This window comes from Robertkochia sediminum, from assembly GCF_016786255.1.
In the GTDB taxonomy this organism is placed as follows: domain Bacteria; phylum Bacteroidota; class Bacteroidia; order Flavobacteriales; family Flavobacteriaceae; genus Robertkochia; species Robertkochia sediminum.
In genome coordinates this window covers 334,181-350,736 of sequence record NZ_JADMKT010000067.1, presented here as the reverse complement: position 1 = coordinate 350,736, position 16,556 = coordinate 334,181, and the positions used below count along the sequence as shown (strand labels likewise).

19 protein-coding genes are annotated in these 16,556 nt (G+C 46.7%); 2 read left to right on the top strand and 17 right to left on the bottom strand.

Annotation, left to right across the window (positions count from 1 at the left end):
- Window positions 1-189: 189 nt before the first annotated feature.
- The gene (locus IS446_RS04490; RefSeq protein ID WP_203058794.1) at window positions 190-1,095 is read left to right on the top strand and encodes a DMT family transporter; all 906 of its coding nucleotides are present in this window, start codon (window positions 190-192) and stop codon (window positions 1,093-1,095) included.
- A gap of 64 nt (window positions 1,096-1,159) precedes the next feature.
- Here the strand turns inward: IS446_RS04490 and IS446_RS04485 are convergent, their stop codons facing one another.
- The 7 genes from IS446_RS04485 to IS446_RS04455 all read right to left on the bottom strand — a co-directional run bounded on the left by IS446_RS04485 (window position 1,160) and on the right by IS446_RS04455 (window position 7,160).
- Window positions 1,160-2,149, bottom strand: coding sequence for a hypothetical protein (locus IS446_RS04485; protein ID WP_203058793.1), 990 nt, complete (start codon window positions 2,147-2,149; stop codon window positions 1,160-1,162).
- 44 nt (window positions 2,150-2,193) lie between these two features.
- A complete protein-coding gene (locus tag IS446_RS04480) occupies window positions 2,194-2,667 on the bottom strand; it encodes a nuclear transport factor 2 family protein (protein WP_203058792.1) in 474 nt (157 codons plus the stop codon).
- Between the two features lie 10 nt (window positions 2,668-2,677).
- A complete protein-coding gene (locus tag IS446_RS04475) occupies window positions 2,678-3,214 on the bottom strand; it encodes a DinB family protein (protein ID WP_203058791.1) in 537 nt (178 codons plus the stop codon).
- Window positions 3,215-3,232: 18 nt separating this feature from the next.
- The gene (locus IS446_RS04470) at window positions 3,233-4,357 is read right to left on the bottom strand and encodes a hypothetical protein (RefSeq protein ID WP_203058790.1); all 1,125 of its coding nucleotides are present in this window, start codon (window positions 4,355-4,357) and stop codon (window positions 3,233-3,235) included.
- 235 nt (window positions 4,358-4,592) lie between these two features.
- Entirely contained in the window at window positions 4,593-5,462 is an 870-nt protein-coding gene (locus tag IS446_RS04465; RefSeq protein WP_203058789.1) for a TolB-like translocation protein, read from the bottom strand.
- A 29-nt stretch (window positions 5,463-5,491) separates the two neighbouring features.
- A complete protein-coding gene (locus IS446_RS04460; RefSeq protein ID WP_203058788.1) occupies window positions 5,492-5,983 on the bottom strand; it encodes a hypothetical protein in 492 nt (163 codons plus the stop codon).
- 121 nt (window positions 5,984-6,104) lie between these two features.
- Window positions 6,105-7,160, bottom strand: coding sequence for a helix-turn-helix domain-containing protein (locus tag IS446_RS04455; RefSeq protein WP_203058787.1), 1,056 nt, complete (start codon window positions 7,158-7,160; stop codon window positions 6,105-6,107).
- A gap of 167 nt (window positions 7,161-7,327) precedes the next feature.
- On the opposite strand from IS446_RS04455, the gene IS446_RS04450 reads away from it, so the two are divergent.
- On the top strand, window positions 7,328-7,882 hold the full coding sequence (locus IS446_RS04450) for a DUF1579 family protein (RefSeq protein WP_203058786.1): 555 nt from the start codon (window positions 7,328-7,330) through the stop codon (window positions 7,880-7,882).
- Between the two features lie 282 nt (window positions 7,883-8,164).
- Here IS446_RS04450 and IS446_RS04445 read toward each other — a convergent pair whose 3' ends face one another.
- The 10 genes from IS446_RS04445 to IS446_RS04400 form a co-directional block, all read right to left on the bottom strand.
- Window positions 8,165-8,788, bottom strand: a complete 624-nt coding sequence (locus IS446_RS04445) for a CatB-related O-acetyltransferase (RefSeq protein WP_203058785.1) — start codon at window positions 8,786-8,788, stop codon at window positions 8,165-8,167.
- 100 nt (window positions 8,789-8,888) lie between these two features.
- The gene (locus tag IS446_RS04440) at window positions 8,889-9,731 is read right to left on the bottom strand and encodes an NmrA family NAD(P)-binding protein (RefSeq protein ID WP_203058784.1); all 843 of its coding nucleotides are present in this window, start codon (window positions 9,729-9,731) and stop codon (window positions 8,889-8,891) included.
- Between the two features lie 103 nt (window positions 9,732-9,834).
- Window positions 9,835-10,329, bottom strand: a complete 495-nt coding sequence (locus tag IS446_RS04435) for an anthrone oxygenase family protein (protein ID WP_203058783.1) — start codon at window positions 10,327-10,329, stop codon at window positions 9,835-9,837.
- On the bottom strand, window positions 10,319-10,681 hold the full coding sequence (locus IS446_RS04430; protein WP_203058782.1) for a hypothetical protein: 363 nt from the start codon (window positions 10,679-10,681) through the stop codon (window positions 10,319-10,321). The genes IS446_RS04435 and IS446_RS04430 overlap by 11 nt, the downstream gene beginning before the upstream one ends.
- A gap of 97 nt (window positions 10,682-10,778) precedes the next feature.
- A complete protein-coding gene (locus IS446_RS04425; protein WP_203058781.1) occupies window positions 10,779-11,768 on the bottom strand; it encodes a helix-turn-helix domain-containing protein in 990 nt (329 codons plus the stop codon).
- A 145-nt stretch (window positions 11,769-11,913) separates the two neighbouring features.
- Complete coding sequence (locus IS446_RS04420) at window positions 11,914-12,561, bottom strand: class I SAM-dependent DNA methyltransferase (protein WP_203058780.1); 648 nt, start codon at window positions 12,559-12,561, stop codon at window positions 11,914-11,916.
- A gap of 4 nt (window positions 12,562-12,565) precedes the next feature.
- Window positions 12,566-13,243: a DUF4386 domain-containing protein gene (locus IS446_RS04415; RefSeq protein ID WP_235996397.1), complete on the bottom strand. Its 678-nt coding sequence runs from the start codon at window positions 13,241-13,243 to the stop codon at window positions 12,566-12,568.
- 99 nt (window positions 13,244-13,342) lie between these two features.
- Window positions 13,343-14,875, bottom strand: a complete 1,533-nt coding sequence (locus tag IS446_RS04410; RefSeq protein ID WP_262896239.1) for a serine hydrolase domain-containing protein — start codon at window positions 14,873-14,875, stop codon at window positions 13,343-13,345.
- 35 nt (window positions 14,876-14,910) lie between these two features.
- Window positions 14,911-15,348, bottom strand: coding sequence for a DUF6326 family protein (locus IS446_RS04405; RefSeq protein ID WP_203058778.1), 438 nt, complete (start codon window positions 15,346-15,348; stop codon window positions 14,911-14,913).
- An 83-nt stretch (window positions 15,349-15,431) separates the two neighbouring features.
- On the bottom strand, window positions 15,432-16,472 hold the full coding sequence (locus tag IS446_RS04400; protein ID WP_203058777.1) for a serine hydrolase domain-containing protein: 1,041 nt from the start codon (window positions 16,470-16,472) through the stop codon (window positions 15,432-15,434).
- Window positions 16,473-16,556 lie beyond the last annotated feature (84 nt).

The window sequence follows — 16,556 nt, the reverse complement described above, 5'->3', positions numbered from 1 at the left end:
TCGAACAGGCATCTTTTTAAATGTAAGCTAACCTGCTTTAAATCACAACGATAAACTCGCAAAAAAAAAGAAAAAAGCACATCCTCATCGGTAAAAAGATCTACCCGACCCCAGGAGCCTTTATGTGAAGCAAACCCATTTGCAACAAATGTTACGCTCATTAAACTCATCCGGAAGTATCTTTATATAATGAATATCTCCTCAACTTTCAAAGGTGTTCTGCTGGCTTTAGTATCGGTCATCGCGGTATCGAACGTCTACATTTTCTCCAAGGCCGCCCTTATGGAAGTGTCCCTGCCACAGTTCGGAGTGTACTGGTTTAGCTTTGGCTTGTTATGGATCTTTATCTACGGTTGTACCCAACGCACCTTCCGTTCGGTTACCTTGTTCGCAAAAGACCACACCCGAATACTCCTGCTTTTAGGGGCTATAGAGATCGCCAGCTCTTATTTTTTCTTTAAGGCCATATACACCATTTCCAATCCGGCGATCACCTCCTTCATTGGAAACATATCGCCGGTATTCGTGATATCATTAAGTTTTCTGTTCTTGAAAGAACGCTTTAACCGTATGGAGTTTTTCGGGATGCTACTCGCCCTTCTCGGTGCATTTATCATCAGCTATAAAGGGAATGCTGCTTTTAAGGATATGTTTATGGAAGGGGCGCAATACGTGATCTACGCGAGTGCCTTTTCTGCAGTGAGCGCAGTGATCATAAAGAAGAACATTAAACACATCGACCCCATTGTGATCACTACCAATCGCAGTTTATTCCTCCTCACCTTTTCCATCCTGGCGTTGTGGTATACGGGAGAATCTCTGGTTATAGGCATTAAACCGCTTACCAATATAGCCATCGGCGCCACCCTGGGTCCGTTCTTAACGGTGATCTCCAGCTACCTGGCCCTGCAGTATATCCCTTTGTCCCAACGGGCCATTATTACCAGCACCAAGGGACTATTCGTTTTACTGGGCGCCTACCTCTATTTCGGACAGTTTCCGGAGCACATAGCGCTAATCGGCGGACTCGTTACCATTATCGGTTTGGTGCTTATTGCCTTTGGGAAGAAAAGTAAGGTCTTAAAACACGGCTAATACAAGCCCCCATCATCAGATCAATTAGGACTGGGACTCCTCACAACCCCGATCTGAAGTCCATTTATTCCACTTCCCTACCCCCGAGGTCATAGGCTACACTGCGGAGAAAATTACCATGGTCGTCGTAAACGTATGCAATGCGATGCACTCCCCTGTTATTTTCTACGGGCTCATTTTGTTCGTCGTAATAGAACTCTTTAAACCCATGGTGAAGTCCTAGCTTTTTATCTTTCCATTGGAACTCGTAAACTACTTTTGCAAATCCAAAATCCATATCAAATGCCGCTTTCCGATCAGACAGGTTGTTATCAATACCATGAAAGGACCAACCCAGTTCATTACCATAGGCATCAAAGTCAAATACCACCCGCGCATACCCTGCCTGCTCACTCTTTGCAACCGCACCGTTCTTATCCAGATTTACGATCGACCTTAAAAAGCCTGATTCGTTGGTCCTGATCTCCGTGCGGTACAATGGGAAATAGGTCGTGAGGATATTGGGAGTCCCGTCCTTTTTAAATTGCTCCTGAATAAAGTGCCTCTCATTGCATCTTTGGAACTCCATCCTGTACGTCCCCATCCCGGTTGCCACCTGATCGCCCAGTGTATCCAGGAACACTAATGAAGTGCGGTCACCATCATCGGTCGTAAACACCTCCTTATGAATGTTTCCCCCGGAATAATAATGCCTGTAAGTTGTGGCCTTATTGCCGTTGGCATCGTAATACGTTCGCACCCGTTGCCCAGTCCCATAGGTATATCGAACTTCATGGGTGCCGTAATAACTGTTATTGCCCGGTTCATTTTCCTCAAAAAACCGGATGGACCGCAATTCTCCCTGAGGGCCATAGGTGAATTCATAATGCGATAATCTTACAGTCTCTTCCCCGGTGATCTGCCCCCTTCCTTTGAATTCCAGGTAAGGGGATATGATCCCGGCAAGCTTGGTATAGTATTCCACCGCACCGCCTTGCGCTGCATGGTGCCGCTCCTCTTGCCCATTACAGGTGAAAAGGTAAAAAACGCCTATAACCCATAGGGTATTCTTCATACTTCAAAATTTTGTTCTTCAAAAATCCACTACGGACAGCTATCTCAATGGGCATCCATAAATGCGGTAAACTCCACCTTCCACTCCTCTTTTTCCTTTACAAAAACCCCTAAAAATCGGATATCCCGAGAAGTGCTCTCTTCATCATGGGCAAGGTCAAAGGTTTCCACCTGCTTGTGGAGGTACATGACCTTATTTTTTGCCAGGGGAATAAAGGCGATAGACGCCACCTCGCTATCTGTAGCCCTGTTGCCCGCCTCATACCATTGCCTTACCGACTGCAGGAATTCATCCCGCTTACGCACCTCATCGCTCATCATATGCCAGTTCTGATAATTTTCGGAAAAGAGCGATTCGTAGGCCTCCCAACCCTGTTCGGCCAGTACCAGCGGGATACTCCTTTTAAGCGCTTCGATCTCCTTTTTATCTTGTTCAGAGATCACATACACTTCACCATCGCCAGAGCATGCTGTAAACAATGTCGCGATGAGCGCTAATGCAATACATTTTACGAACATGTTACCGATATTAATTGAATCCATAAGCCGGGGGCATAATATTATTTAGACGCAGGTATACAACAGCCTTAGCCCTGTGATTGGTAATATGATCCCGCATAAATAAAAGGGATTGCCACTTGGTTAACGGAAAAGCACCGTGCATTTTACCAGTGGCTTTCAGATCGGCATCAGACAGCGTTTGCATATCTTCAATTACGGTAGTGAACGCCTGATCAAGGGCTTGGATAATTTGCTGCTTGTTCATTTTTGAAGCGTCCTTTTCCCTACCCTGGTATCTTGCTCCTTTTATAAATCGTGTGTGCATGGAAAGCAGACTATTGGCCATATGTGTCATTTGCTGTCCGAAACTCATCACTCCTGCTACCGGGCTATAATTATAGCTGCCTTCCGGCATGGCATTAGCCACTTCAATAGTTCTTGATCTGGCCAGCTCCCATACCTTTATTTGATTTTTTGCGAAATCAAAAGATTGCTGAGCAGCCACAGAGGTAACGCACATAAGGGTGATCAGAAGCAGCAGCCTGCTTTTTTTCATTGTATTCATAAGTATCATCGTTTTTGATTAGATTTCTTTGATCTCTTGCAATTCGGCGTTATAACGCACCCTGGAGGCAACGCGACCATCTTCGGAATACGTAAGGTGTATCGCTGCTAAGTTTGACCGCGGATCGTCGACCAGGTTACCCTCGGCATCTAAAAACCGGATCCATTCCAGTCGCCTGCCATCGGCACTATATTCGTAGCCTACCCTTTGCAACAATGCTCCGGCCAGGTCATACACCTTCACTTCGGTTTGATTATTAAACCGGTCATAGGTGTTCACTACCCTTGCCCCTCCCGAGGGGAAGGCTTTCAGGTTCCCTTCCACATCAAATCCCCTTAGTCCTACCTTATTCCCCCTGCAGTCGTACAGGTGCTCCCCGATGGCGAATCCGGGGGCATTGCCTTCTACCGGTTTCCTGTCCTTATCGAAGACCATCCAGCGCGAAAAATTCCCCTCATTGTCGTATACAATGCGATCGAGGCCCGCCTTCATGGTATTATTGATCAACTCGCCGTTCTCGTCCAGGTGATAGATAAAATCCAGGTAGTCGTCGTCCCCATACACCAATTGCACGGTATAGAAGGTGAATTCAGGTCGGATGGTCTTGGGTTCTCCATTTAGATCGAAGCGTTCTTCCATGACCGACTCCCCGGTGTGCTGCGTCCATTGGTAGCGGTGAATGCCCCATTCACTTTCTGAAGGTTGTCCCTTTTCATCGTAAAATCGCATCGCTGTTCTTCTGCCTTGTGGGTCTTTTTTAAATACAGCCCGGTACACATTACCATGCGCTGCGATCTGCTGACCGAGGTGGTCGTAATACTCACGAACCTCTTCACCCGAAGTGTACTGTATGGTCACTTTCGGACTGAACCACATAAAGCTGTCCCAGTTATTGTTGTTCGCAATAACGTCATCGCCTATGCGATGAGACACTTCAATGAGTTGCTCTTCCTCGTCGTATACGAACCGATAATGGGCTTCGGCCTCTGCCTTGGCTTTATCGATCTGGTGGATTCCCCTAAGGTCTGCATACGGACTCTCCCTGAATACCAGATGCCTGTAATATTCGGTGTGTTGTGCCTGAAGTAATTGCTGAGTAAAAAGCGTTATGATCAGGGCTGTGATAAGTTGTATGACTTTCATATTCGTTCGTTTTTTAGGATTTATGATGTTGAAGCAAACCTAGCCGGTCTGCCTGATCCAGGGGTTCTGATCTTTGCTGAATCACGAATCAGAACCATTTTAGTCGTGTTTTACGAGCCGTTTTATTCGAGCTGAGAACAACCCATCCCGTCTCGAGACCTTGCCTCGATCCACCCCGTCCTAACCGAGGCAGGAGCCGCATTTTGTAATTCTCTGAACTAAGGATGAACTATGATCATTTGGATCGGTATTTATCTATCTCCAGCGGTATGATATAATGATTAAAGAAGGTGTTCTCATCTGTACTCCCCCTGCTGCTCGTAAAGATGAGGAAGCGGCCATCTTTAGTTACGAACGGACTCCCGTCGTATCCTTCAGAGTTGATGGTTTCGCCCAACCAGACCGGGGCCGACCAGCTGCCTTTCTTGCGAAAACTGATGAACAGGTCTGATCTCCCCAGGTTTTGCTGCCTGTCAAAGGCTGCGAAGATCATATACGATTCATCGGGGGCCACGAAGGCATCGCCTTCCAGGTGTTCTGAATTCACCGAGGTCAGTGCTCGCGGAGCCTTATATTCCCCGTTAACATAGGGGGCGACATAGAGGTCACTGTTCGAAGACCCATGAGGGGTGATCGCAAAATAGAGGTTGCCACTGTCGGTAAGCCACGGGTAAAACTGATTCCCCTCTACTGGCTTATCAAAAAAAGGCTTTGGAGCGGTCCAACTACCATCTTTCCGCTTCGACATCCAGATATTCCAATCTGTAACCGTATCCTGTGCATGCTCCGGCATAAGGGAAGAAAACAACATCGTATTGCCTTCTTCATTCACATATACATCAGAGTGGGGCGATCCGGCGGGAAACGGCAGGGCTTCCGAAGGACTGAAGGTGCCGTTCTCCTCATTCATCTTATGGATCACAGAGGCAGAGGCTTCCATTTTTGTAAAATACCATTCCCCAGTTTGGGCAACGTAAACATTGTTCCACTGCACCCCATCTGCAGAAAAGGTTCCGGCCCCTAATTTCTCAGGAGATACTGCATCGGAATAAGCAGCAAAAGGGCCCTTACCACTTGTGCAACCTACCGATAAAATTGCAAGCAAAAACAGTGGTATATAAAACATTACCCTTTTCATCCCTGACCGTTTAACCATTGTTTATAAGGGGCTTTTAATCGCTCGGAAATGAACAACACCTCGTGGGGCTGATTTCTTACAGCTACCCCATCATCAATAAAAAAGGTGAACATGTCGTTCTTATGGGTTGGTTCCCCAAACTGTTTTTTCAGTGCGTCGATAAATCGTTTTTCTTCTTCAGCATCAGTTAATATCCAAACCACGTCCAGTTGATCATCGGCAAAGATGAGCTCTACATGTCGCTTTTTCCCGGCAAACATAAATCCGTAAACATCCAGTTGGGCCTGAGACTTTCTGGCAGTTGGTAGTTGAAGTTCTTCCTCCGGACGTACGGTAACTGAATCGCTAAAAGCGGCTACCCGTTCTTTAATTTCCGCCAGGCTTTGGCCAAACCGAAACACTTCCGGTTTTGCCACCTGCTTATCGGCACAGGTGATCAGTAATAACATGGAGATGAGTCCATACATCATAAAGTTCATAAGTTTCATTTTTATATTGATTTGACGGCTAAACTATGAGCAACAGCAGGTTACAGGGTTCGGATTATCGTAAAAGCGGTTATCCGAACCTGTATTTAACAGGCCTTAACAAATGAAACAGAAAAAAAGGTCAGCTCGCGGAGTATCGTTCGGCGTGACTTTTTTTGAACTGGGTAGGGGTCATGCCCACCTTCTTTTTAAAAAGGGTATTAAAAACAGATTTACTGTTAAATCCGACATCGTACAGCACTTCTGAAATGGTAAGCTCGTCTTGCTTCTCAACGAACAGCCTTTTGGCCTCCTCTATCCTAAAGGAGTTCAGGAAATCGGGAAAATTCCCCTTGTGGAATGTTTTAATGATCAATGAGGTATTGCGCTCCGAGAGTCCCATGGCATTGGCAAGGTCGGCCAATTTTAACTGAGGATCGGTATAAAGGGCCTTCTCTGCTATTAAAGACAACATGCGATTATAGTTGCCTTCCGTCACTATCGCATTCTCAACATTCGCCTTTTTGATCACCCGCAATCCTTTAAAAAAGAGTTCCGGAGAATAGATCGCAATAACCAGGGTGAGGTTGGCGAGTATTAAAATACTTAGTACCCCCAGGGTTTTAAACAACAAGGCCATGTCCGCATTCCCCGCTAAGCCGAAAACAACCTCAAAGAGGAACATGAACCAAACCACCAGAAACGACAATAAGAGGTTCTTTAACCAATAGTGACTTTTGGAGTTATCGCCCTTATTATGCATAAGCCTGAAGGCAAACAGGGTATAGGTCACCGCCTGCAGGTAGTACGACGCTGTGATCACATAATCGGCAACCATACTTTGAAAAGGGGCAACGGCCTGGATAAGGTTGAATAAGAGATACGCGCCAAAGGGTATAAAATGAAGCCAGTCTTTACGCAGGTCTACCACGGTTCTGTGCACCAGGTAGCGTGCAAAGAAGTACAAAAATGGTGCATATACGAACAGAGCCGAAGATAGGATCAGGACCAATGCTCGGGGAACCGGCCATTGCATGATGTACACCAAATTGGTGAACAGGGTAATTCCCTTAGCGACCAGGAATACCCCTAGCAATTTTACGCTATAGGTAACTACTTTCTTATTCAGCAAGATGAGCGACCCTATCAGGAAAAAATTAAAGGCAGCGATTATTTGTAATGTATTGAGAACCCCCATAGGGTGGGCAAAGTATAAAACTAATATGAATAATTCAAGAACACTCCCACCGATCCGCAACCAACATATGGTTCTAATTTACGATCTTTCAAATATCAGAACCCTGTAAAGATCAACTTAGGGTACCTTCGTCATACGAGCTATTGCAAATTAAAGACACCTGCATTATGAAACAATTACACCAAATGGTACATATCACAGCCATCCTGGTGTGTATGGCATTCACTTCCGGCACCTACGCACAGACTGAAACAGATACTACTGCATCGTTGCATTTTTTATCCGGCACCTGGGAAGTACGTAATTTTGCCCGGGAGAACGATACATGGAAGCTTCTCGGAACCACAAAATCTACGGGGGCATTGGAGCACGATGGTAGGTTTGTTTCTGAAAGGACCAAATTTCTAACTCCCTTTGGAACGATCAACATGATCACCTTTATAGGATTTGACAGCAAGGCCAAAAAGTTCAAGCTCTCGGCCATGGATAAAGAATATGGCCTTATGGATATTTACCTAGGTGGGTGGACGAACAATGCGCTGGTATTTGACAATCTAAGCTCAGACCTCCCTGTTAAAACTGAAGACGGTAAACACCTGCACTTTCGATTAACATACAAAGACATAACAGAACGCTCGTTCACACATTTGGTTGAAGGCACTACCGACCAGGGGAAAAGCTGGTTTATTTTCTCCAGGTCTGTGTTTAATAAGGCACCCTGAAAAACAAAGTTCGTTAAAGCGGTAGTGAAATCACCCTTCTCCCGAGTCGTCCGGATTACAATAAATATCCTTTTTACCCTGGATTACTGAGATCATTTAATACCCTATGGTTCTTTGGATTCAAAAGATATCGATGATGCTCTACAGTTTACGGGCTATAACCACCACATGAATTTCCAGGTTCCATCGGACTTCTGATAAGGGATCTCGTGACGACGAGCGATAGTGAGGTTATTTGCTTCAAGACCGCGGCAAGCCAACAGCCGGGTAGCTATGCCCGGGTTATTCTACGATCTTATCTAGATCATTCCCCGTAAGATGTTGCACATTTCTGCTGATCTTTTCGATATCCCAGTCCCACCACTGCAGTTCCAGGAGTCTTTCGATGACCTCGGGCGAAAAGCGTTTTTTAATTTCCCGGGCCGGATTGCCCCCAACAACGGTATAGGGCGCAACGTCTTTGACTACCGTGGCATTGGTGGCAATAATAGCCCCGTCGCCTATGGTGACCCCCGCCATGATGGTGGCGTTATAGCCTATCCACACATCATTGCCAATATTAATGTCTCCTTTTGACGGATACGACTTTCCTTCCATGGCGTTTTCCCAGCCGTTGCCGAAAATGGCAAAGGGATAGGTCGATATGGCCTCAGTTAAATGATTGGCCCCATTCATAATAAACTTCACATCTGAAGCGATCATACAAAACTTCCCGATGATCAGTTTATCGCCCGTAAAATCAAAGTGGTATTTGACGTTCTTCTCAAAATTTTCCACATTCTCAAAGTCGTCGTAATAGGTGTAATCCCCAACGATGATGTTCGGATTCTTAACCACGTTCTTTAAAAAGCAGAGCCTGTTGTAATGCTCCAGCGGGAATTTTGTGTTTTTATCCGGGCCTGTCATGAGCCTTTATTTATTGTTGTTTGCATAAAGGTGTGACATTTAAACGACTCCCCCAAACCTCAGGAGTAATGAGGTAAGGAGGAGTGGGTTAAACCAGTTATTATTTTGCGGTGACCGGGGTATTCCAGAGTCCCGTGGCTGCAACCTTTTCGGCATAGCTTTCAAATGAGACAGGTGGTCTGCCCAACACCTTAGCGACATCATCCGACACCTCCTGATTTTCCGGATTCCCCAATACGTCTTTAAACAGGTAGCCGAATAACCAAACATAGTCATCGGGAAGGCCGGCATCCCGCATACCCTGCTTAAAATCTTCTATGGAAACAGGGATGTATGCGATGTCTTTCCCGGAAGCTTCTGCCATCATACCTACCACTTCCTTAAAAGTTAATTTTTCCGGACCTGTTACCGTAATGGTTTGACCGTTGTAACTATCGTCTACCAATACCTTGGTTACCACATCGGCAATATCATCGGCATCGACAAACGGGATCTCCGCCTCCGGCATAGGAAGAGCAACCGCGCCGTTAAGCACCGATTCCAAAAAGGCCCCCTCACTAAAGTTCTGATTGAACCAGGAAGCTCGCACCAGGGTATAGTTAAGTCCTGAATGGGCAACAATTGCCTCACAAGCCTCGGCTTCTTTCTCCCCTTTCCCCGAGAGTAAGACCACTTTCTCCAAACCTGCTTTCAGGGCTTTCGCTGTAAGGGTGCTGATCGCGTCTCTCGCTCCGGGCACCGCAAGATCCGGGTAGTAAACGATATATGCCCTGTCGATCCCAATTAAAGCAGCATCGTAGGTTTCCGGGTGTTCCCAATCGAATGCCGGGACCGTTCTTCTTCCCACGACCCTTACGTTGTGACCTTCTCTTCTTAAATTTTGCGCTACTCGACTACCGGTCTTCCCGGTTCCTCCGATAATTAAAATGTTCTCTGTTTTCATAATTTATGGTATTTAATTGATGAGTATGGTACTCCAGCTTTCTGAAGTCTTTATAAAATTCTTTTGAAACGATTTGTTCTGTGATCTTTTGAAAATGGCTGTTCTATTTTGTATAGATCAGTCCGATGATCAATAACAGAAATGCCGTTGTGGAACTGATCGTGCGCATCATATGCCAGCGATTCCACGGAGCTTCAAACTTTGTCCTTAATTCCTTTAAGCGGATATCGGTGAGTTCTTCCAGCACAGTATGTTCAAGGAGTTCATTGAGGGGTACATTCTTAAAGACCGTGATCAATCCAATACCTACGAAGAACAGTATCGCTGCGATCAAAAAAGACCAGAACACCTTAGGGTCGGCATTTCGATACAGGTAGGCGTTAGCGAACAGCAACAAAGCCGGCATAAAGAATACCGCTAAAAAGGAAGGATTGATAATGGCCCGGTTCATGGCCTGGAACGATCTCAGAAAAGTGAGGTCATCCAACCGTCCTATTCCGGGAGTTATCGCATTGGACCAGGTAAAACACAAGCCCGCTGTTAATCCGGTGAACAGAATCCCAATAAGTAATACGCTGAGTTTAAAATTAAATTCCATGACGTTCAATTTTGGTGGAGCTTATCCACGTTAGTAATTCTTGTTGTTCTTTAGTAGTAAGCCGTATGCTGTTGCCCTTAGGCATCCTTTTCTTTACAAATACCTGCGTGTATATTTCGTTTTTATAACTCCCCATATTTTCCGGGGTAAAGACACGTCTTCGATTGCGTCTTTTATGACATACATTACACTTATGGTCTAAAATGGAAAACACTTCCGGAGTTTCCTCATAGAAAGAGGCTACGATCTGATTTTCTCCCCGGATGGGATCCTGTAATTGCGGAGCGGCACTCAGGGTAACCAGGGAGGTTATGAATACGGTGATCATTTTAACCAGTGCTAACGTCATCATTAGTTTATTACTTTGATGAAGCAAAGGTCTGAGGATAAAGGCTTTGATTTTTGACCCTATTGGTCAATGATTTGACATTTTACGCCAATTGGAAGATCTAGCTGTTCTTGCGGAGGTCGGTGGGTGTCTGGCCCGTCCATTTCTTGAAGGCGCGGTTGAAGGCGCTTTGTTCGGAAAACCCGGTGAGGAAGGCGATCTCTCCTATACTAAGTTCGGCTTCCCTTAGTTTTTCTTTCGCGATAGCCTCCTGAGCTTTTCTGATCAGGTCGCGATAGGTTACACCTTCGTCCGACAGTCGACGGGTCAGGGTTCTTTTGCTCATCGCCAGCAGATCACTGATATGATCTACACTCGGTATACCTGTAGGGAGGCCGTCCCGGATCAGGGCTTCTACATCGCGAAGAAGACTATTCCCGGGAATTTTGATCCCTTTGGTTTTCTCATCGACCTGTTTTAATAAGTAATGGTTTATACTGGCATCGGCCTTGGCTGTCCTAAGTTTCAGATCTGCAGTTTGATAACTAATACTGTACTGCGGCTCATTGAAGCGTACAGCACATTTAAAAGCACGGGTAAAGCTGGAAAGGTCTATTGGCGGACCGTGTTTAAAGGTCACCTCAACAGGAAGGATTTCTTTCTCAGTCATCGCCTGGAGTACCACGACCGTAGCCGACAAGCTGGCTTCTGTAGACAACTCCATACCCCTGCGATGGGCTTCTCTGTTCAGTAAGATCCGGGAAATATCACCCTCCTCGCGTATCGTCCAGGCAAAGGTATTCGAGAGCAATTTAAAATAGCGCTCACTCCTTTCAAAGATCTCTCCTACCCAAGAGCAGGTTCGCCATGACAAACCCAACACCCCGTAATCGTCGATCTTCATTTGCTGTCCGACCCTTACACCAAATCCGGGTCCCAGTTTTTCATCGAGAAGCTCATGGAGGGAAAGAAATTCTTCGGCTGCGACCACCTGCAAATGATCCATAGCGTTAATGGGGGTAGGCAGGTCCGTAAAATCTTCCCGCGACATGCCCTCTGCGATGGCGCAATTGAGCATTTTTCGATACAGATGTATGGAGAAGTATTTCATTTATGCTATACAATTCCTCGACCGCTAACCAAAGGAAGCTGCAGGTCAAGAGTTCTTCCTGAAACAATGTTTCTATGACGCTACAATATACGCAATCATGCTAAGTACTTCATCATGATCGAAAAGTAAAAGTTATTCGGATAGCTTAAAGGGTATTTTTTTGAGCATGCACAACAAGGTGAGTTTCAATCGCCCCTCCTGCTCTTTCATAAATAATCTCCTCCTCAGTGATCCTGTTAAAGCCATTTTGTATGAGCTGCTCTTTTACCGTCTCCCGGTCGTGGTAATAAAAATAGGTGCGCTGTCCGGTACTCCCGGAAATAAATCCGGAGCGGTCATTCGACCCCGGCACAAAACTCAGATACAATACACCCCGGGGATTCAACAACCTGCTGCAATGCGCGATCAGGTTAGCCACATCTTCAGCAGCAAGATAGGGAATGGTGAATCCGCAAACGACCCCATCAAATGACCCGCTAAGGCTATCCAAATACCGACAGTCTAATAATTGCGTCCTGATCGAGGGATTGTTCTTCCTGGCCAGGTCGATCATGTTCTGTGCCACATCGGTGGCCAGGATATCCAGGTCGGGATGTATTTCCAACAGGCGCCGGGCAATATTCCCCGGGCCGCATCCCAATTCCAGTACCGATGCTTTGGCATGAGGCAAAAGCTCACAAAACTGCACATAGGTTTGATCGTAGATCGGCAGATCCATAAACAGCTCCTCATAGGGACCGGCTATACTGTCCCAGGTAGCATGAGTTTCCCTGTAGTGATCTTCTGTATTCATTCCATTATTCTTTTTCAGGACGTATTCCAAAGATCAGTAAATACCCGATCATCCAGAACTCTCCGATGGTAGCAGGAATGGTCAGGCTACTCTCCCACGATCCGGAAACTCCGGCGTAGGCAATAAAAGTACTCAGGAGGTAACCTACACCTCCCAAAATGAGAGTCCGCCCCAGCCAAACAGGCATTCTTCCGGAACTGGTCACGATATATCCCAACGGAAGCAGCCACATCCCGAAAAAGAGTCCGCCAACACCCCAGGCTCCCCGGATCAGGTTGGTGAGCAGGTCGATGACCAAGACCTTATCGGCTTCCGGATGATCCGAAAGAGCGATCTTAATGGCAGCTGCCATGGCAATGGCACTCACCGTAATGATCACCGTATTGACCGTACCCCATATTCCGGTAGCGAGGGCAGCGGTGTTATTGATGTCTTTAAATAGTTTATAGAACCACACCGCGGTAAGGGCCTGAGATAAGATGATCATAAATTCCATGAGCAGTCGCAGCCGGGCCATAGAAGTTGCCTCCATCAGGTTGTTCAAGGTTTGCTGTGGGTCGGCGTTGTACACCTTGGAGTGCAGGATCAAAAATCCAACAATACCTGAAATGGCCATAAGCAGGTACCAGATCCCGGCGACTCTTGCGGTTTTGATCAGTTCTTTTGGTTGGTTATTCATCATGGCTATTCTTTTTTACGGTTTTAGTTTATTTACGCAGGGCTATCGTTCTGCTCGATTTTTGTTGCAAGCGGCTTCAGGAGGATCGGCCTCAACCCGATGCTACAACGAATCAAGTTTAACGGCGGTTCGCCCATAGAGGGTGAAAGACCGGTGATCATCATCTTTTTTAAAGGCAACGGTAACTCCTGTACCCGGATGAACAAAATCCAGATCCTCCCCTACAACAGGCGTGAGTTTATAGGCGTCGCCATTGGGGAAAAATAAAGCTATACGTCCCTCATTGTCATCCAGGGCTACTGAAAGCGCTACTTGATCATCCCAGAGGTACCTGCCTTCGAGTCCCTTTAAAACCATCGGCTCTACCTGTGTTTGCTCAAAGCTGATCTGCTCGAAATGCTTCCAACCGTAGATCCGGGAGGCAGACAAAAGCAACTCGTTACCAAGGGCTCCCCCGCTGTCGGAATTACTGAGGTAGACCAATCCTTTCCCGGTGGTCAGGCTTATGGTCATTCCGGTACGGTAACCGGCATTCCCTCCATAATGGGTGACCGCCAGGTCATCGCCGTTCCGGTTGATGATGAATCCGTAAACAAGTCCGTCGCGTTCCTCCTTTAAGATCTTCAGAATATCCTCCTTTGAAAACACCTCGCTCTCTCCCTGGTATCCTTTATAGAGTTCAATAAGAAACTTAGCCATATCTCCGGCATTACTCCAAAGCCCTGCCGCTGCCTGCTCAGGATGGTTATGCCAGCCTCCGGCGATCATTTCTCCATTTGCGGTATGCCCCTTCGCTACACGTTCATACTCCGATTCGGGTAACGGTTGGGTGAATTCAGAATGCTTCATTCCAACAGGGTCAAGGATCCATTCTTTCATGATCTCAGAGAATTCCTTGCCAAAATGATCCTGGAGGGCAACCTCCGCCAGGGTATATCCGCCACCGGAATACGCCAGTAATTCGTTTGGCGGCGACACCACCGAAATAGCGGGGGAATTCACTCCCTCAGCACCTTTCAACACATCCTGGTCTGAAGGAAAAGGCACTTCCTTAAGATACCCCTGATACCCCCCGGGAGTGATCCCTGAGGTATGAGCGAAGATATTGCGAAAGGTCACCGGATTATCTGCTGTTTGTTCACCCTCCGGCAAGTTGAAACTCTTCAGGTACTTCTGAATATCTTCATCCAGATCGATCGCTCCGGCATCTTGCATGCGCAAGGCGGCTAAAAAAGTTACCGGTTTAGATAAGGATGCTGCCTGAAAAATGCTGTTACAATCCAGCTGATGCCCTTTTGAAAGTGTGGTATCCCGGTACAGGTCAGCCCATGCAATTTCACCTGCTTCAATAACGGCAAGGGAAAGGGCCGGAATCTTATATTCCGACATTTTATCCCGGATGGTACTTAACTGTTCAGGTGTGTCCACGAACCGCACCTGTCCGCGAATCCCATGCTCCAATGCCACCTTCCTTCTATCTCCATCCCCGGGGGTATGACAATCCGCTTTAGCTGTCTGACTCCCTGAGTGAGCGGATTCCCGGGTCGGGAAGGAACAGCCGGCTGTAAAAACCAGCGCAACGAATAATAATACAACTCTTTTTACAGTGAACTTAAGTCGGGGAGTGTGGTTCATTTTTATGCCTTAATATTTACTACAATCTACGCATTTTAGTTTCGCGGCCATGTCCATGCCTGGTACAGGATGATCCCCAGAACCAGCAGTTCGATACCATTGAACAGCACAAAAAAGGTCTGCCAGGCATCGCCCATACCGGATACGATGATCAGAATAGAGATGGCAGCATACAGAAGTGCTATGGTGATATTGAGCCATTTATTGAATAGTGGTTTCAGAAAAACCGAAAGAAAGATCATCAGTGCCGGTACGATCAGGATCGAAGAAAAAATGATCAGTAGCTCCGGGGTTGTAGGTCCCATGGGCGTTTTTAGTTCCATCATCTTTTCCAGTTTCCCCGGGGTCATCAGCCTAAAATAATCGGCATAGATGTAGAGAAACATCAGGGCCGTCCACAGGGAGGCCAGTTTTAATTTAGTGCTTACGGGCGTATCGGTCAATGATGAGCGATCGTCTTTTTGTGAAGTCATATGTCGATCCTTAGGTTAGTGTCTTATGATGACGAGTAACCGCAGGTGTTGTTACAGGGATCTACGACTTTTAAGCCTCCACCTCACTCAGCCCCCGACCTGGCTACGATCTTTTCTATGCGCCCAAAAACGATCTGTGACAGGTTCCATTGATATCCTTCAAAATCGGTAGTGTTCATAAACTGAACGATCACCGCATCGCTCTCTTTATCATAAGCTGCCAGGCTTTGGTACCCGGGAATGAGTCCGCCGTGCTCGTATGCATAAAGGGAGGCATACAATTCCTGCTCTTCCGGGGTGAGTAAGACACCTGTATTCAATGCCCGAATAAAGATGCCCACATCTTCGGCAGTAGCCACCATGGCACCGTAATCGGTAGTTTTAATATCTTCGTCTACCCCGACATAATACCCGCTCATCAATCTATCCATATCAATATCGTGAATGGATCCATAGGTATTCTTTAACCCAAGGGGCTCCAGGATACCTTCCCTGATCATCTCATATTTAGGCTTTCCGGTGATCTTTTCGATCAACATGGACAAGAGCAGATAATTCGTATTGCAGTACTCGTACTTCTCGCCCGGGTCAAACCTGACCGGTATGCCGAAAATGCGCTCCAGGGATTCCTGACTGCTTTTTGGAGGATCGGTCCAGAAGTTTGGAGTGTCGGTAACATTTGGGAGTCCGCTGCGATGTTGAACGAGCATCCTCACCGTGATCTTATCTGCGTTTGCGATTTTCCCTTTGAACTCCGGGAAATACGCAATGATCGGTTTATCCAGCTCCACACGTTGTTGGGCTGCCAGTTTAGTGATCACTACGGCCGTATACAACTTATCCATACTGGCGATCTTAAACAGTGCATGCGCATCGGCGGGGATCTTGGCTTCCCGGTCATGCCACCCCGAAGCGTAGTACTGCGGAGGTTGGCCTGCCTGATCCACATAAACGATCACGCCTTCAAATCCGTGACCAACAGCCTGATCCAGCTGCTCCTGTACCGTATCCGGCAGCGGGAGTATCCACGCCTTGACCAATAGCCAGGGTACAAAGAACATGGAGATGGCTGTACCCAGAAAGAGTGCAACCTGAAAGATGCGTTTTTTGGTTTTTTGATCCATTATGATTCCTATTTTCGGGAGAAACCGGCATGGCCCTTTGTCTGAGATCGCTTCCACCTGAAAGCGGGTTTCAGAAGGCCATAC

What these genes read in the sequence shown, in the direction of transcription:
- IS446_RS04490 (WP_203058794.1), top strand. Translation starts at nt 190, where the DNA reads ATGAATATCTCCTCAACTTTCAAAGGTGTTCTGCTGGCTTTAGTATCG.
- IS446_RS04485 (WP_203058793.1), bottom strand. Translation starts at nt 2,149, where the DNA reads ATGAAGAATACCCTATGGGTTATAGGCGTTTTTTACCTTTTCACCTGT.
- IS446_RS04480 (WP_203058792.1), bottom strand. Translation starts at nt 2,667, where the DNA reads ATGTTCGTAAAATGTATTGCATTAGCGCTCATCGCGACATTGTTTACA.
- IS446_RS04475 (WP_203058791.1), bottom strand. Translation starts at nt 3,214, where the DNA reads ATGAATACAATGAAAAAAAGCAGGCTGCTGCTTCTGATCACCCTTATG.
- IS446_RS04470 (WP_203058790.1), bottom strand. Translation starts at nt 4,357, where the DNA reads ATGAAAGTCATACAACTTATCACAGCCCTGATCATAACGCTTTTTACT.
- IS446_RS04460 (WP_203058788.1), bottom strand. Translation starts at nt 5,983, where the DNA reads ATGAAACTTATGAACTTTATGATGTATGGACTCATCTCCATGTTATTA.
- IS446_RS04455 (WP_203058787.1), bottom strand. Translation starts at nt 7,160, where the DNA reads ATGGGGGTTCTCAATACATTACAAATAATCGCTGCCTTTAATTTTTTC.
- IS446_RS04450 (WP_203058786.1), top strand. Translation starts at nt 7,328, where the DNA reads ATGAAACAATTACACCAAATGGTACATATCACAGCCATCCTGGTGTGT.
- IS446_RS04445 (WP_203058785.1), bottom strand. Translation starts at nt 8,788, where the DNA reads ATGACAGGCCCGGATAAAAACACAAAATTCCCGCTGGAGCATTACAAC.
- IS446_RS04440 (WP_203058784.1), bottom strand. Translation starts at nt 9,731, where the DNA reads ATGAAAACAGAGAACATTTTAATTATCGGAGGAACCGGGAAGACCGGT.
- IS446_RS04435 (WP_203058783.1), bottom strand. Translation starts at nt 10,329, where the DNA reads ATGGAATTTAATTTTAAACTCAGCGTATTACTTATTGGGATTCTGTTC.
- IS446_RS04430 (WP_203058782.1), bottom strand. Translation starts at nt 10,681, where the DNA reads ATGATGACGTTAGCACTGGTTAAAATGATCACCGTATTCATAACCTCC.
- IS446_RS04425 (WP_203058781.1), bottom strand. Translation starts at nt 11,768, where the DNA reads ATGAAATACTTCTCCATACATCTGTATCGAAAAATGCTCAATTGCGCC.
- IS446_RS04420 (WP_203058780.1), bottom strand. Translation starts at nt 12,561, where the DNA reads ATGAATACAGAAGATCACTACAGGGAAACTCATGCTACCTGGGACAGT.
- IS446_RS04415 (WP_235996397.1), bottom strand. Translation starts at nt 13,243, where the DNA reads ATGATGAATAACCAACCAAAAGAACTGATCAAAACCGCAAGAGTCGCC.
- IS446_RS04410 (WP_262896239.1), bottom strand. Translation starts at nt 14,875, where the DNA reads ATGAACCACACTCCCCGACTTAAGTTCACTGTAAAAAGAGTTGTATTA.
- IS446_RS04405 (WP_203058778.1), bottom strand. Translation starts at nt 15,348, where the DNA reads ATGACTTCACAAAAAGACGATCGCTCATCATTGACCGATACGCCCGTA.
- IS446_RS04400 (WP_203058777.1), bottom strand. Translation starts at nt 16,472, where the DNA reads ATGGATCAAAAAACCAAAAAACGCATCTTTCAGGTTGCACTCTTTCTG.